Consider the following 13,406-nt stretch of genomic DNA (forward strand, 5'->3'; position numbering starts at 1 on the left):
TTGTGGGATGGGCATCCTGCCCGTCTTATTTTCGGACGGGCAAGATGCCCGTTCCACAAGAAGAAAAAAAGTTTTTGTGGGATGGGCATCCTGCCCGTCCTAACTATTTTTACCAGAAATCTATGGAATCTCGCATTCAAGCATACCTGCGTTTTGCCGCCAGCCAGCAGCGCGACACCGAGCATATCGGCCCCTTCCTCGCTACATTCAGCCCCCACAGCACCAACCCTTATCTGAATTATGCGATTCCCGAAGATGGCGCCACACCCTCCCTCGCCGATGTTAACGCACTAATTGCTGCGTACTCTGACCGCGATCGACAGCCACGTTTGGAGTATGTCACGAAACTCGCGCCCGCTGTCGAAGAAGCCCTGATATCCGCTGGTTTCACCGTTGAGGGACGCTTACCGCTGATGATTTGCACTCCGGGATCGGAGAAATTGCTGCCGATTCCGCCGGAAATCGAGCTAATTCTGCCAGTTTCCGATGACGAACTTTTGGGTACTGTGGCGGCGCAAAACGAGGCTTATGGAGAGGCTGCACCCAGCCCTGAAGATGTTGACAGTCTTCGGAAAACTCTGGCGGCGGGTGGGATTGCGGTACTCGCCCGCGTCGCAGCAACGGGCGAACCTGCGGGCGCTGGAATCTGCACGCCACCGCAAAACCAGACGACGGAAATCGCGGGAATTGGTGTGCCGGCTGCTTTTCGGCGGCGGGGTATTGCAGGGGCTTTGACGGCGCGGTTGTTGCGAGAGGCTTTTGACGCGGGTGTTACGGTGGCTTTTTTGATGACGCTACACGAGCAGGAATTTCGAGTTTACACTAGGGCGGGATTTTCGGCGATCGGCTCCGAGGGCTGCGCCAACGACGAAATTCTCCACATTTCCCTCCCGCCCCAGTAAAACACCTGTCAAATAGGTTTGTAGTGAGGACTTTAGTCCGCATCTAAATTAGGGCTTGCTGAATAAAAGTAGAAAGTTTTCCAGATAACGGCTTCAATCTTTTGAAACTCTCACAAGTGCAAGTTATAGGATTATAGATTCTCAAAACCCTTGCACTGTCCTTGTTCGTTGATGGCTAAATTTGGGAAATTTAGCCAGAAACCTACTATTTGTTAATCTGTGTAGCCTCGTTTTTCCAGTACGTACACTTTTTCAGCAAGCCCTAAATTGGCCGACTAAAGTCCTCACTACAAACATCTTGATTGAACTCCCAAAATCAATCGATTACCAATCGATTAAATCATCCTCATCAACATCAGAAGATAACTCAGGAAAATCCGGTTCAGATTCCAATCTAAAAGTTTCCGACTCCCAAATCTCTAAATCATCCGACAAATCGACTACTTGCCCGTCAAACATATCAGCCCATTGCTTGCTCGTATTCGCGACAGCTTGAGCATCAGCCCGTACCGCTACAGCCTGAGCATTTAACTCATTCTGAGAGTCTGTAGAAGTGTTGATCTGCCGCAACGGTTCAGAAACATTTGGCACATTAGCAGCAGTATTTTCGTTCGCCCAAGAGTGTTTTTGCTCTTCTCCTCCGTCCCCCAAAAAATTACCTGCCATCTCAGAATTACCCGGGTGCTCCACCTGTTGATTCTCATCGATCGCAGCAGGAGAATTCCGAGGAGTTTCGGCAACACGTTCGTTATAATTTGGCAAATCTTGGGTGCGGGAACTATTAGTTGCAGCGGGATTTGTTAAAACTACTTTTACTGCTACTCGACTGTTAAACACTTGCAAAAAAGCTTCTTCAATATTAGGTACTTTGTCTTTAACCATATTCAGCAACGGCTGCGAACTAATCTTAACATAAGCCGTATCATTGCTAAACATTACTAGCTGTCCGTGTTGCCGGAGTAGCGATTGAGTCCCGTGGGGCCGCACGCGATCGAGTACCTGTTGCCACACTTTATCTAAATCAATTTCGCTACCTAAATTAGTTGGTGAATAATTGGTTTGACTCGTTTCAGCAGTTGGTATCGCTTCGGGAATCGGGGCAGGAGGTGTGCTTTGTGTGCGATCGACAATAGGTTGCGAAGTCGGTGGCGGATTTTGAGGTTTGGCTGCGGGAGGCTGTTCGATATTAGCTGTGGAACTCCCCCCCAAAGCTTGGGGGGGTTCGGGGGGGTGAATTTGGGATTGAGCAATATTTCTACCTGGTTGGGCTGCTGGTTGTGGCTGAGTTCTAATGGCTGAAGGCAACAATCCCAACAGCGTTACTTCCAGCCACAATCGCGGCTGAGTGGTGTTTTTAATTTGTACTTCGTGGGTTTGCAAGTGTTTCTGACTTGCCAGAATTAACTCGGCGTCCCAATTGCGGGCAAAATCGCAGAGTTTTTCCCAAGTTGCCGCGGTTAAAGCTACTAAATTTGACCGTTGTGGTGCTGCCTTTGCTATGAGCAAATCTCGGTAAAAGCTGGCGAGGCTTTGCAGCACGATTAGTGGTTCCCGTCCGCGATCCATGAGGTGCCGGGTCATGTCTATTAATGCTGTAGCGTTATCGTTTGCGATCGCCTGTAGTAGTTCCATCAAGTCATTTTCTGGAACTGCGCCGACTAAATCCCAAACTTTTTCGATGGTTATTTGACCGGGAAATAAGCTGAGTTGGTCGAGCAAACTTTCTGCATCTCGCAGTCCTCCTTGGGCGAGTTGAGCAACCATTTGTACGGCATCGCTGGCAATATTGATATTTTCTAATTGGGCAATCTTGTGTAAATGAGAGGTCATTGAGTCGAGGGGAATCCGGCGGAAGTCGAATTTTTGGCACCGAGAAATGATGGTTGGTAATACTCTTTGGGGGTCGGTTGTGGCGAGGACGAATACGACGCGATCGGGCGGTTCTTCTAAGGTTTTTAATAGGGCATTAAATGCCTGGGTACTGAGCATATGAACTTCGTCGATTACATATACTTTATAGCGGCACTGTACGGGGGCAAATTGGGCTCGTTCGATCAAGTCCCGAATGTTGTCTACTCCGGTGTTACTGGCGGCGTCGATTTCGATGACATCTAGTGTGGAACCTCGGGCAATTTCTTGACAAACGTTGCATTTGCCGCAGGGTGTCGGGGTAGGGGCGCCGGTAGAAATACAGTTGAGGGATTTGGCAAAAATTCTGGCACTAGAGGTTTTACCGGTGCCTCTGGGGCCGGTGAATAGATATGCTGGTGCTATGCGCTGTTGCAGGATGGCGCTGGTGAGAGTTTGGGCGATCGCCTCTTGACCGACTAATTCGGCAAATGTCTGAGGGCGATACTTGTGATGCAGGGGTTCGTAGGTCACGATCGAATATTTGTGGTATTAGCTGTAATCTTAGCTAAGGACACGTTGTTCGATCGCGCGATAGCTCTATTCTCACAGCCAGCCTCCCGGTGGGCTGGCAGGGCGGGAGCGATCGAACAGTAGTAATTAGCACCCGATAGGAGAGTCCGCTTCTCGATCGGTTGTTCTCCAGAAGTGTTTTTGGCGATCGCTGGAGAGAGTTAGTATTGATTTATGTGTACTTATTTTTCTTTTTCTAGAAACGGAGGCTGCGGAACAATTTTTTTTTTGACCTATATTGGTATAATCTATCACAGACAATTCACCATTTCTTTTTGCCGGTGCCAGCGCGGGATTTTCCGATATTTCGGAAACCTGCTTGCAGTTAAAGATAAAGTATTAATTAGAGGGTGCCTGTTCGAGTTGTAGAAATCCAGTTATAGCAAGATGGTGGTGGAATGATGTCAATGTTGGTCGATCGAGTTACACTGCCAGCTCTACTCTGGAATCCTGTATAAATATAGCGTCAAAATTTACCCTTTAAAAGCCCATGTCAACCCAAATCATCCTTGTAGAACCAAGGTTGGCAGTAGCCTCTCCCAAACCTAAACAGGCTAAACCAGGATCTCCGTCCCCCGACCAAATCTTGATGGGAGCGTCGGGATTACTGTTATTATTGCTGCTCGGTTTAGCGGTATTTACCAAGCTAAGACTAGATGATTTGAGTAAGAAGCTCAAATTTGAAGAGTTTAGAAATAGAGAACTCCAGAAAAAATACAAAATGGCTCTGGAAACCATATCAAAGATGGAAAAAAACCCCGACCTCATTCACTCGCGAGACTTTAATTTAGACTACCTGAGAATGCGGATGGCGGAAGAAGTCTTTCACTTTGCCATTGTCAACCAGATTAAAGTAAAAGTCAAAGACAAAATTAGTATTGCCCTGCGCCCGACTCAGAGTGCAGTAGGAGATAAAAACGGGACTGCTGGCAGCGGCAGGCAAGTAGATTCGATGTTTGATATCGAATACGAAACTGGCGATCCAGCCGTAAAAATAGAAAGGCGAGTGCTGTTTCGGATTCAAATTAAGCTGATGAAACTGCCGACTCAGGCAACATCGGCGACAATTAATCAAATTATTGATTGTTTGGAAACTTATCTGAGTCCTTCAGATGACCATGATAGTTGGCAGCCGACTATTCAAGGTCGCATCGTTCACATTGAATGGGATCAAAAAGCGAAGCCGACGCCGATGTTGGTGTTGGAACAGTCGAATGAAGGGGTGAATGTTACCTTTAGGACTACGAGAACGCCTGCCGGCAGACCGGCTAATGAAAATGAGAGCCAGTTGGCAGGAGCCAAGGGTCAAAAAAATGCTAAAAGTAGTTCTAAAAGTGCAGCTAAAGGTGGAACAAAAAGCCCTGCGAAGGTAGGAGCAAAACGTCCCGGATCTCGGAAATAAGTTGAGCAAAATCACAATAATTGTGCTGAAAGAAGGTCAGTTGCAGCGGGTGTTTGTGTGTCTTGTGCGAGGTGACCGTCTTCTATAGCATTTCTCAGGTACATGAGGTATAGCTTGAGATTTTAGATTGGGCGATTGAGGGGATTGTTAATGAATTGTTGAATATCTCACTTACAATCTTTCGCGCTATATTGGAATAATGCGATCGGCTATGTCTAAAATACGGTTGTCGTGGGTGACGAGTAAAATAGTGCAGGGCTGTTCTTTTGCCAAACCTCCCTAAATATCGATCGCCAAACTCGAATTAAGGTTAACAAAGTTGTTTTACCAGACGCAGAATGCTAATTCATCAACACAACTTCGCCGTAATAAATTGCGGCGTTGCTGAATTAATGAATGACTGAGTGAGGAAGCGGAACATCCTGAAATTTTAGAGCATCTCCGTCTTTGAGAGAGCGGGGAGTTGCCAACCAGGTAGGAACAATTGTAAACAGATTTTAGCTATTTAGGGTAATCAAACAGCACCTCGGTCATGTAATGTTCTGCCCAATCTTGACCGAAAGCTTTTTCGAGTACGCGCCTGGTTTTGTCGTTTTGCTGCTGCTGGGTGCAGTAGTAAATTTGAGCGTCGAGAATTTTTGCTTCTTCGGCTACAGAAACTGGTTCCGAAGCGACTGCGAGTTTGCAGTGAATTTCGACGTAGGATTCAACTATGTCTAGAAATCGGCTTTCTTCTTCCTGTGAATCGGGGCGCACAAACAGGCAAAACTCTGAGAAAATATCGCCCCATTCGGGAATTTGGCGGGGACAAGAAAACTGGTTGACGGGCAAAGTTTGCAGTCGAGTGCGGTAGGTTTCCGACAAAGTTCGATCGGGATTGAGGGGAGAAAGGTCTGCGATCGCGGCGCTAATTTGACCTTTGCCTGCTACGATGTCTGTGCCGAACATCGGCAAAGCATAATTCGGTCTGGGAAACATCACGCAGTGGAGGATATCCAGCAGCGGCCCGACTTTAGCCAGTTCCAAGTGTATTTTGCGGAATTGGGGAGTTTGATAGCAGCGATTTTCTATGATCAGTTTTTCTCCTTCCAGCCGCCCTTCCACGTATCCCAACTCAGCGGGGAGGTGGTAGGGTTCGAGGTCGAGGTACCGACGCCATACTGATTCTATCCGATCGGCTAATTCGCGGATAAGGTAGTGCTGTTGGTCGCGCAGGGAAGGCTTGGATGTTTCTAACATTCTTATTTATCGGGCGATCGCTTAATAAAACTTCATTCTACGGTTGCAGGATGCAGTAAACAAGGTAGATACTTTTAAGGATATCAGCAGTTCGACGTGCGATCGAGTAAGTTTTACAAAAAAATCTGCCCTCTTATAGCAAGCCCTGTGACATTAGTCTAGGTATTCGCAGTGGCACAGGGCAATAAATTGCCATAAAAACCCGAGTAATGAGTAAGATTTCCGGAAACTCTCCGCTAAAATAAATGCACTAGCGGTAATTCGCAGGGAAAAAGCAAAGTAGGTAAGCGCGGAGATTTTGTATGTTTGGTCTGGGATTGCCCGAATTGGGCATTGTTGCGGTAGTCGCTATTCTAATTTTTGGCCCCAAGAAAATTCCTGAGTTGGGAAATGCTTTGGGGAAAACGCTGCGGAGTTTTAAGGAAGGGGTCGGTCAAGCTGATGATGAATCTACCCAGAAGGACAAGGATAAGGACAAGGAGGAAGAGCAAACGCTAGGAAAGTAATTTGCTGAACTTCCTGCAAATAGAATTAGCAACGCTCTGTCATCGTATATGTAGAGAATGTTTCATTGGGCAGTGTCCATATTTCCCAATAATAAGGCGCTGGCAATGAGCTCGATAGCCTTCAAAAATACCCAGATTTGGACTGTATTTATAAGCTAATTTTTGTTGTAGTTTTTTGCCTATAGTTCGTCAGTTTTGAGCAACTTTCTCTTGTTTTTGGGCGAGTCTTCGATAATATTTGGGGGTATTTTTTGAGGCTTGTATTCCTGATAGTCGGTTGCCTAACTGTTTGTTGCGAGGGATATACTGCAATTTCTCCAGCTTGACTTTAGACTTTTTTAGGGAAACTGGCAGTTGTATTTTTTACCGTTATTAAAGCTGGGAAACGTCGATATTCCTAAGGATCGCGAATTAAATAATTTACACTCTTGAAAGTGGGATGGGCCAGAAGAACCCGTCTTTTCTGGACGGGCGGGACGCCCATCCCACAAGAACAATAAAAAATGTAAGTTATTTAATTCTCATTCCTAAGTCTATACCTGTAGGTTTTCTAACGCCACGGTACAAGGGAGGGAGTTTGACTTCTAGTCTGATGGCGTATACGAGTGCGTCGGTTCGATGTCAAGGTATGATTACATTTGAGATTTTACCGTTGTTAGCACAGGAATGGTGGTGATCGCCCTTAGCGATCGTCCCCGATGAGAGCCTCCGCAATGTCCGTGCGATCGCCAAATGTGAATTAAACCGCTATCTAGTAATGTCTCTGGGAAACATAAGGAGCAATTGAGAGCGACTCGCAGCACAGTCCGCTTGGAGGGTGGCTGGCCCGAATCAAGTCCTGATTCTGGCATCTATTCTGGTAAATGCCTCTTGCGAGGGATGCCGCCGGCCCGAAAATCTGCACTTAGATAAATAGCGTACAAGATAGATTTAGTGGTAAAATGAAATATGGTAACCCCCATAGGTGCCAAAGTTTCGGAAAACGTCAAACTGGCCAGTCCATAGGGCTGTGCCTTCCGATGTAAAACTCAAAGTACGTTACTGTAAACAGGCCATATTTTAAGCAAGTTACACTGCGCAGGAGAACTGACAAATGCTACAGCGCAAAATCTATCAACTCTGTTGTGATGGTCGTGAGGTTTCTATTTTTCTTCGAGATCAGCAACGTTGGATAGAGCGCGCTCGTATCCTAGATATTGAAGGGGATCTAGTCACGCTGCGCTACGAAACCGACGAAGAAGACGAAATTAGCTCCTGGGAAGAAATGGTGCGTCTAGAAAGTATTGGAGCTGTGTCCCAGAAGTTGGCTTCGGTGTCGAGAACTAACTGCGAACCCCTAGTTACTGACGATTGTCCCGAAGCCGAGCAAATTCGCAATCACTACCCGGACTCGAATTTAGAATAGTTTTGATCCTTAGCTTGAGTCACAAAAAATAGTTGGGGGAAAAGAAAACGACTTTTCTCCCTTTTTTGTCGAGGAATGGGGCAAAACTCGGGTTTTGCCGAAAAATCTGCTGGATTGTCACCAAATAAGCTATTTAGGATGGAAATTTGAGTTCGATCGCCAGTTTTCGCCTCTGAGCCACCAGAGCAGTCACAGACGCAGAACCGACGAACAACAAATACTGCGATCGCCTCATCAGAAAGCGCGCTAAGCTGTCGATCGCAATGACAACAATAGGTTTATTCCGCATCTAATTCCTCATCTATGAAAAATTCAGACTCCGGTATCGCTTCAAACACCGGACAGAAACCGTCGGGAGTGACTTTAAAGCCAAACAAAGCACTGGACTGGTTCCAACAGCGCTGGCCGCGGTAGTGCTGGCAATTGCCACAGCATTCGAGGTTTGCCTGAACGGCGTTGCCTTGAAATAGCAGTTCCCGCTGGGAGATGCCGCGCAGTACCAGTTCTTCGCCTTGCCAGCGCGCTTCTACTAAACCTGTATCGGCAAAATTTGCCCACCGAGGATCGGCTGTAATCGGACTCGGCAAGCTAATTGCTACCTCTGTCCCCAATTCGCTGAGTTCTCCCTCATAGTTAGTTTCGGGGATAGCGGGCTGCAAAAACATTTCCCCGATCGGCAATTCGACAACAGTCCCTACCGCCGGAGTGTGCAACTGGTAGCGGTTTCGCAGCTCGTCCAAGTTAGCCAAGTCAGCCAAATATGCAGGGGAACCGTGCACTAAAATTACGTGCTGCGGACGCAAATTGTGGATGAGCTGGGTAGTTCCCGGCCCGTCGCAGTGTTCGGCTAGCAGATAAGTTTCAATGAGCCGAACTCCTGATTCCTGCCAGTTGGCAAACCATTCCCTGACGGGATATCCGGGTTTTTGAGGTGCGAGTAAAATCCAAGGATTTGTGCGATCGGCAACGTACAAACCCAAATCGGAAATTTGGTCAGTAATTACAATACACGGGGTTTTCCCCAATTCGGAGCGCTGTTCGGCAGACAACCGGCGCACGCGAGGTTTCACCCTTTCGTCCCAAAACAAAGGTTGGTGGAGAGCAAAGTTTTGAACGGCGGTGGGAAAATGGGGCAGCAGTTCCAGATAAGCGTCGCACCCGTCGGCGACAGTGCCGTCTACCCAAATATCCAAGTCGCGCCCGGTGAAGTAGTGGTGGCTGCGGAGCAGCATCAGCAGTTCTTGACCCAAACCGAGGGCGGGTGCGGGTAGCAGTACCGAGCATCCGTCGGCGATCGCGCGGTGGATGCGATCGGCTAACTGATTTTCCAGTTGTCGGCGGTGAGGGTGGCGCGCTGTGCCGTAACTACCTTCCAAAATTAACACGTCGGGCTTCATGCCCCGGAGTTGTCCCAGCGGCAAACCTTCCACCAAACGACAATTCGATAGAAAAAAGTCGCCGGTGTAAACCAGGGTGTAGGTGCGATGGGGGGCTTCATAGGTCAAGAGTACAGTCGCCGCTCCGGGCAAATGGCCCGACGGGAACAACTGCACGCTCAGTCCTCGGCGCAGTTCGATCGGCGACTGCCAGGGTAGAGCCTCACAGAAATGCGACTCTGGCTGCTGAGACTGGGCCGGCCAGTTAAGCGGTAGCAGTCGCGCTGTGACTTCGCTGGCGTAAATTGGCAACAGGGGGAAAGCCTGGTGGAGTGCGAGCAAACCTCTGGCATGATCGGAGTGGGCGTGGGTGCACACTACGAAATCGACTGGGGGCGATCGATCTAGTGTCGCTGACAGGGGTGCGACATCCTCTATACCGCAGTCGAGTAAAATGCGGTACGGCCCCATTCGCACTAGCAGACAGACCCCTTCCTGGGCGTGGCCTGCGCCGTAAGGTAAACAATCGAGATCCATCACTGCCGTTAGCTCCCTGTACAAGCGCGCAACTTGCTGTATCGCAACATCTAACTAAATGTTGGCTGCGACTGCATTCATTCGATCGAATCGAGTTGAGTCTTGGACGCAAAAACCAGGTTTGATGGAGGAAAAGACTGTGTTTCTGTCCTCGTTGCCGGTCAAAAAACCGTCGCTCAAAGTTCTGGTGCGTCAGCTTTGGACTTAAATTTTTCCTCTATACCTGCGGTTCCCGTCGTGCAAACAAAGTAATTGCACTTGAAATTTGATGCGATCGACGAGGAAAGCGATTTTCAGAAGGCACGGCCAGAAATTGGCCTGTGACCTTCAACAAGGTTAATGCTAGTGGTTCTTGCATCAAAAGTTACATTAGTTACATTGTTATTGCACCTTGTCAGAGCAGCGAATTCCATCTCATAAGCTGAGTTTTAAATTTTTTTTCATAATTTTGCCTGCTAGAAGCTCGTCTTTTTTATGAGAAGATTTTAATTCAGCAACCCTAAGATGTTGACAAAACATTACAAATCTTCATCTTTCGGGTGTTGGGGGCGGTGTAGAGTCGAATAATCCAAAGTTAGAGAACCGGACTCATGCTGAGGAAGTGCTTTTGTCACGAAGATAGCGGCTTTATGAGTGCGATCGGTTTATTTGTAAAAGTTTGATACATTTTTCTAAGCAAACCTTGTGCCGATCGAGGAGACACATCTTGCAGTGTCGGGCGCTTTTCTTGAGCCAACTTTTGAATCTTCAGCCTGACTCGCCCCATTTCTGAGCCCTCAATCTTCCAAAATCTCAACTAAATCTTCCATTGTCACGTCGAAAGCGCGGGCGATTTTGTAGACAGCAGAAATATCGGCCGTGTTCAAAGCATCGCGCTGAACGTAGCTTCTAACAGTGTTGTAATTCACTCCCGATCGATCGGCAACTTGCTTTAGCGTCCAACCCTTTTGCTCAGCTAGTTCTCGAATCCGCAGCCTCACGTATCCCATTAGCGCGCCCTTACTATTCCAAAATCTCGACTAAATCTTCCATCGTCACGTCTAAGGCGCGAGCAATTTTGTAGACAGCAGACAAATCGACTGTGTTCAAAGCATCGCGCCTCCCGTAGCTTTTTACCGTGTTGTAATTGACTCCGGATCGATCGGCAACTTCTTTGAACGTCCAACCTCTTTGCTCAGCTAGTTCTCGAATCCGCAGTCTCACGTAGCCCATTTTTTTGCTTGATTTCGGTGCATATATACCGGATAATATCTATGTACACTGAAAACGATCGCCCACCTAGCGTCGAAAACTTGAGGGCGATCGCTTTTCTACCCAACCCCGCAAACGCGGGGCACGATTTTCCTATGATACCAACATCAAAGCCCAAATTAAACTCTCATCCCTGCTGTATTGTGCGGCAATTGCCAAATATGCAGCGATTGGTTGTGGCGCGCTTCCACCGCCGCGGCGATGCTGACGGCTATATTCAGATATTACGGCGGTTGTTACCTGCGACTAAACACGCGATCGTCTTTGATACGACTGGGGCCGAGAAATTGCCGGAAGTGCGATCGATCTGAGATGTTGCACCATTGTGAAGAACGGGCAAGATGCCCGTTCCACAAAAGATAAATTTTCTTGTGGAACAGGCATCTTGCCTGTTTCTAAACAAGTAATTAAGAATGGTGTAAGATATCAGATGGCTCCTTCTGCAAATTCAATTAGCAACTTATAAGCTACAATATTCCAAGAGTATCTACGAGCTTTAATTACTGTCAGGAACTCAGGGCTGAAGCCACGCTCGCTTGTAAGAAATTACAAGCTATTCTGACGGGCCTAAGTCTTAACTGACTACGTTATTTGAGTCACGACACCGGGCGAATGCGAAGCTAGTCCCTTGCTCTGTCATCTGCAATTAAACAGTTTTAAAGTCACGCTTTACAGTGTTGCAGGTCTAAAAAGCTCTTATAACCTTGGGCGTTGCCTAACATTACCCGAAAGGGATTCGGAGACAACCATATCTCCACAGAGGGGCAACCATACCCCTCTACCCCGCAAGGGGGATTCAAGGCGATTGAAATCGCCGGGTCGTTTTCCTCTCAGGTCTAAAGACTCGCTCGTTTCCCACTTACCGAGTGTTTTTATGAATACTCAATTAATGGTGAAACCTTCCTCCTTGATGCCCCAAGGCCTCAAAATGGTAGAGTTTGGGAACATTTACTTATTCAGATTTACCGACGATCTTCAATCTCGCATGGAAGAACTGCTAGAGAGAAAAAAACTAGATTTACTAACTGCCGATGAAGTTCCAGAATTAGCTGGCATCATCGAACTATCCCGAATTTTTACCTTGATTAACGCCCAACTTTCTACCCAAGCCAAATGGTGTCCGATCGCACTCCACAACTTATACGACAACGAGCTAAATACCTCTGCGAATACTGTCACTCTCCAGAATACCTAAGCCCCGATCGCTTTACCATAGATCATCTCATGCCCAAATCTCTCGGCGGATCTGATGACAGTGAAAATTTAGCATTAGCTTGCCGTCGTTGCAACGAACACCACTACAATTTCACCAAGGGAATTGACCAGGAAACTCAGCAAGAATTTTTCTTATTTAATCCTCGTCATCAGCAATGATCAGAACATTTCATCTGGACAGCAGATGGTCTAAATATTGTCAGTAAAACTTCAGTAGATCGAGCAACTTGCAATCGGCTTGACCTTAATGACGAACGTTATGATGAAATGAAGAGGATTCGATTCGGCGATCGCGCAGGTTTTGGGTATAGCGGTTCTCAGAAAGATCAGGTACGTTGTTGGGCTTGGGCCCTCTTGGTTTCAGTGGTTATATAACCTGTCAGTCATACCTCACCTTTTTGAGAAAGGCTATAGAAGGTGGTTGGCATCCACCTGCGGAAGATCCTCGTCAATTAGAATAAGCAAAATCTCTCAATTCAACTTGACTTCTGCTATGTTATGTGCCATGAATAAGGTATCTAAAAATGAATTTCATAATTAAACTGCTTGATGTCGTTGCATTACTAGAAGACTTACCCGAACATGGCTTATATCGAGGTCAAGTGGGAACAGTAGTTGATGAATACGATGCAGAATTTGTTGAAGTTGAGTGGGAGCATCTCATTTTTGTAAAAAGCATTTTTTTCTTATAGTGCTGTCCCCGCTCGCGTATCCTATAATACGCGAGCGGGGACGCTCGCACTATTAAATGCAAAACTGAGATGCTCCCAGTTGAGTTTAGCGATTTGCAAGGTTGTACCTACGCACGAGAAGCTCTTAAAAAATCGCAGTTAATGATTTTGCATCACAGTCCGCTTGCAGAAACCCAATGGTTAAAAAGTCAGCCCTTATTACAAAAACCAGTTTTAAATCGATAATAATCCCCGTGCAGCTAATAATTAGCCGTTACCAACTAACAAAATAAGCATTTTTTATATTGACTGTTTGCGGTTTACTTATTATAATTACCAGGTCAAAAATAATAAAAATCTTACGCCTAACAGTTTTTCTCAAATAACAGGTAAAATATTCTAAGTTTGCGCGTACCGAACGCCGCAGGCTCAAACTATTATCTGTTAAGGATTCGTCCTAATTCTTAGGAGCGGGATTTTA

Annotated in this window: 17 protein-coding genes and 1 pseudogene; 9 read left to right on the top strand and 9 right to left on the bottom strand. The window is 46.8% G+C overall.

Translation table 11 applies throughout. The annotated features are described in order from the left end of the window. A partial coding sequence (locus JGK11_RS14070; RefSeq protein ID WP_293212085.1) for a GNAT family N-acetyltransferase occupies positions 1-902 on the top strand: 902 nt, incomplete at its 5' end. Positions 903-1,226: 324 nt separating this feature from the next. Here the strand turns inward: JGK11_RS14070 and JGK11_RS14075 are convergent. Further along, complete coding sequence (locus tag JGK11_RS14075) at positions 1,227-3,284, bottom strand: DNA polymerase III subunit gamma/tau (protein WP_293181009.1); 2,058 nt, start codon at positions 3,282-3,284, stop codon at positions 1,227-1,229. On the opposite strand from JGK11_RS14075, the gene JGK11_RS14080 reads away from it, so the two are divergent. Continuing rightward, entirely contained in the window at positions 3,264-3,407 is a 144-nt protein-coding gene (locus JGK11_RS14080) for a hypothetical protein (protein ID WP_293181006.1), read from the top strand. The two genes, JGK11_RS14075 and JGK11_RS14080, sit on opposite strands and share 21 nt — an antisense overlap. Positions 3,408-3,813: 406 nt before the next feature. Beyond that, positions 3,814-4,725, top strand: a complete 912-nt coding sequence (locus tag JGK11_RS14085; protein WP_293181003.1) for a hypothetical protein — start codon at positions 3,814-3,816, stop codon at positions 4,723-4,725. A 186-nt stretch (positions 4,726-4,911) separates the two neighbouring features. On the opposite strand, the pseudogene JGK11_RS14090 reads toward JGK11_RS14085, so the two are convergent. After that, a pseudogene (locus JGK11_RS14090) lies at positions 4,912-5,016 on the bottom strand (ABC transporter ATP-binding protein); the annotation flags it as partial. 210 nt (positions 5,017-5,226) lie between these two features. Then, positions 5,227-5,964, bottom strand: coding sequence for a phycocyanobilin:ferredoxin oxidoreductase (locus tag JGK11_RS14095; protein WP_293155731.1), 738 nt, complete (start codon positions 5,962-5,964; stop codon positions 5,227-5,229). Between the two features lie 302 nt (positions 5,965-6,266). On the opposite strand from JGK11_RS14095, the gene tatA reads away from it, so the two are divergent. Further along, complete coding sequence (gene tatA, locus JGK11_RS14100; RefSeq protein ID WP_293155728.1) at positions 6,267-6,470, top strand: twin-arginine translocase TatA/TatE family subunit; 204 nt, start codon at positions 6,267-6,269, stop codon at positions 6,468-6,470. A 632-nt stretch (positions 6,471-7,102) separates the two neighbouring features. On the opposite strand, the gene JGK11_RS14105 is transcribed toward tatA, so the two are convergent. Then, the gene (locus JGK11_RS14105; RefSeq protein WP_293212086.1) at positions 7,103-7,321 is read right to left on the bottom strand and encodes a hypothetical protein; all 219 of its coding nucleotides are present in this window, start codon (positions 7,319-7,321) and stop codon (positions 7,103-7,105) included. A gap of 242 nt (positions 7,322-7,563) precedes the next feature. Here JGK11_RS14105 and JGK11_RS14110 point away from each other — a divergent pair, with 242 nt between their 5' ends. Further along, entirely contained in the window at positions 7,564-7,875 is a 312-nt protein-coding gene (locus JGK11_RS14110; protein ID WP_265236321.1) for a DUF6679 family protein, read from the top strand. A 133-nt stretch (positions 7,876-8,008) separates the two neighbouring features. Here JGK11_RS14110 and JGK11_RS14115 read toward each other — a convergent pair whose 3' ends face one another. The 5 genes from JGK11_RS14115 to JGK11_RS14135 form a co-directional block, all read right to left on the bottom strand. Then, positions 8,009-8,164 (bottom strand): hypothetical protein, encoded by a 156-nt coding sequence (locus JGK11_RS14115; RefSeq protein WP_293180989.1) that lies wholly within the window; start codon positions 8,162-8,164, stop codon positions 8,009-8,011. Beyond that, positions 8,154-9,788, bottom strand: a complete 1,635-nt coding sequence (locus JGK11_RS14120) for an MBL fold metallo-hydrolase (RefSeq protein WP_293191049.1) — start codon at positions 9,786-9,788, stop codon at positions 8,154-8,156. Before JGK11_RS14120 ends, JGK11_RS14115 begins: the two co-directional genes overlap by 11 nt. A gap of 610 nt (positions 9,789-10,398) precedes the next feature. Next, a complete protein-coding gene (locus JGK11_RS14125; RefSeq protein WP_293191051.1) occupies positions 10,399-10,584 on the bottom strand; it encodes a hypothetical protein in 186 nt (61 codons plus the stop codon). Then, positions 10,565-10,777, bottom strand: coding sequence for a helix-turn-helix transcriptional regulator (locus tag JGK11_RS14130; protein WP_293180980.1), 213 nt, complete (start codon positions 10,775-10,777; stop codon positions 10,565-10,567). The genes JGK11_RS14125 and JGK11_RS14130 overlap by 20 nt, the downstream gene beginning before the upstream one ends. 13 nt (positions 10,778-10,790) lie before the next feature. Continuing rightward, positions 10,791-11,000: a helix-turn-helix transcriptional regulator gene (locus JGK11_RS14135; protein ID WP_293180977.1), complete on the bottom strand. Its 210-nt coding sequence runs from the start codon at positions 10,998-11,000 to the stop codon at positions 10,791-10,793. A gap of 41 nt (positions 11,001-11,041) precedes the next feature. Here JGK11_RS14135 and JGK11_RS14140 point away from each other — a divergent pair, with 41 nt between their 5' ends. From JGK11_RS14140 to JGK11_RS14155, 4 genes are all read left to right on the top strand, one after another. Beyond that, positions 11,042-11,350: a hypothetical protein gene (locus JGK11_RS14140; RefSeq protein ID WP_363319155.1), complete on the top strand. Its 309-nt coding sequence runs from the start codon at positions 11,042-11,044 to the stop codon at positions 11,348-11,350. 563 nt (positions 11,351-11,913) lie between these two features. Next, a complete protein-coding gene (locus JGK11_RS14145) occupies positions 11,914-12,234 on the top strand; it encodes a hypothetical protein (protein WP_293180974.1) in 321 nt (106 codons plus the stop codon). Positions 12,235-12,263: 29 nt separating this feature from the next. After that, positions 12,264-12,413 carry an HNH endonuclease gene (locus JGK11_RS14150; RefSeq protein ID WP_293212087.1) on the top strand — a complete coding sequence of 50 codons (150 nt, stop codon included), beginning with the start codon at positions 12,264-12,266 and terminating at the stop codon, positions 12,411-12,413. A 365-nt stretch (positions 12,414-12,778) separates the two neighbouring features. Beyond that, the gene (locus JGK11_RS14155) at positions 12,779-12,946 is read left to right on the top strand and encodes a DUF4926 domain-containing protein (protein ID WP_293180968.1); all 168 of its coding nucleotides are present in this window, start codon (positions 12,779-12,781) and stop codon (positions 12,944-12,946) included. Positions 12,947-13,406 lie beyond the last annotated feature (460 nt).

The sequence above is a fragment of the Microcoleus sp. PH2017_34_RAT_O_A genome, assembly GCF_020737885.1.
Taxonomy (GTDB): Bacteria; Cyanobacteriota; Cyanobacteriia; order Cyanobacteriales; family Microcoleaceae; genus Microcoleus.

Excerpts from the sequence above, each read along its gene's own strand:
- JGK11_RS14145 (WP_293180974.1), top strand. The coding sequence starts at position 11,914 with ATGAATACTCAATTAATGGTGAAACCTTCCTCCTTGATGCCCCAAGGC.
- JGK11_RS14130 (WP_293180980.1), bottom strand. The coding sequence starts at position 10,777 with ATGGGATACGTGAGGCTGCGGATTCGAGAACTAGCTGAGCAAAAGGGT.
- JGK11_RS14135 (WP_293180977.1), bottom strand. The coding sequence starts at position 11,000 with ATGGGCTACGTGAGACTGCGGATTCGAGAACTAGCTGAGCAAAGAGGT.
- JGK11_RS14150 (WP_293212087.1), top strand. The coding sequence starts at position 12,264 with ATGCCCAAATCTCTCGGCGGATCTGATGACAGTGAAAATTTAGCATTA.
- JGK11_RS14155 (WP_293180968.1), top strand. The coding sequence starts at position 12,779 with ATGAATTTCATAATTAAACTGCTTGATGTCGTTGCATTACTAGAAGAC.
- JGK11_RS14120 (WP_293191049.1), bottom strand. The coding sequence starts at position 9,788 with ATGGATCTCGATTGTTTACCTTACGGCGCAGGCCACGCCCAGGAAGGG.
- tatA (WP_293155728.1), top strand. The coding sequence starts at position 6,267 with ATGTTTGGTCTGGGATTGCCCGAATTGGGCATTGTTGCGGTAGTCGCT.
- JGK11_RS14140 (WP_363319155.1), top strand. The coding sequence starts at position 11,042 with ATGTACACTGAAAACGATCGCCCACCTAGCGTCGAAAACTTGAGGGCG.
- JGK11_RS14095 (WP_293155731.1), bottom strand. The coding sequence starts at position 5,964 with ATGTTAGAAACATCCAAGCCTTCCCTGCGCGACCAACAGCACTACCTT.
- JGK11_RS14115 (WP_293180989.1), bottom strand. The coding sequence starts at position 8,164 with ATGCGGAATAAACCTATTGTTGTCATTGCGATCGACAGCTTAGCGCGC.
- JGK11_RS14085 (WP_293181003.1), top strand. The coding sequence starts at position 3,814 with ATGTCAACCCAAATCATCCTTGTAGAACCAAGGTTGGCAGTAGCCTCT.
- JGK11_RS14110 (WP_265236321.1), top strand. The coding sequence starts at position 7,564 with ATGCTACAGCGCAAAATCTATCAACTCTGTTGTGATGGTCGTGAGGTT.
- JGK11_RS14105 (WP_293212086.1), bottom strand. The coding sequence starts at position 7,321 with ATGCCAGAATCAGGACTTGATTCGGGCCAGCCACCCTCCAAGCGGACT.
- JGK11_RS14080 (WP_293181006.1), top strand. The coding sequence starts at position 3,264 with ATGCAGGGGTTCGTAGGTCACGATCGAATATTTGTGGTATTAGCTGTA.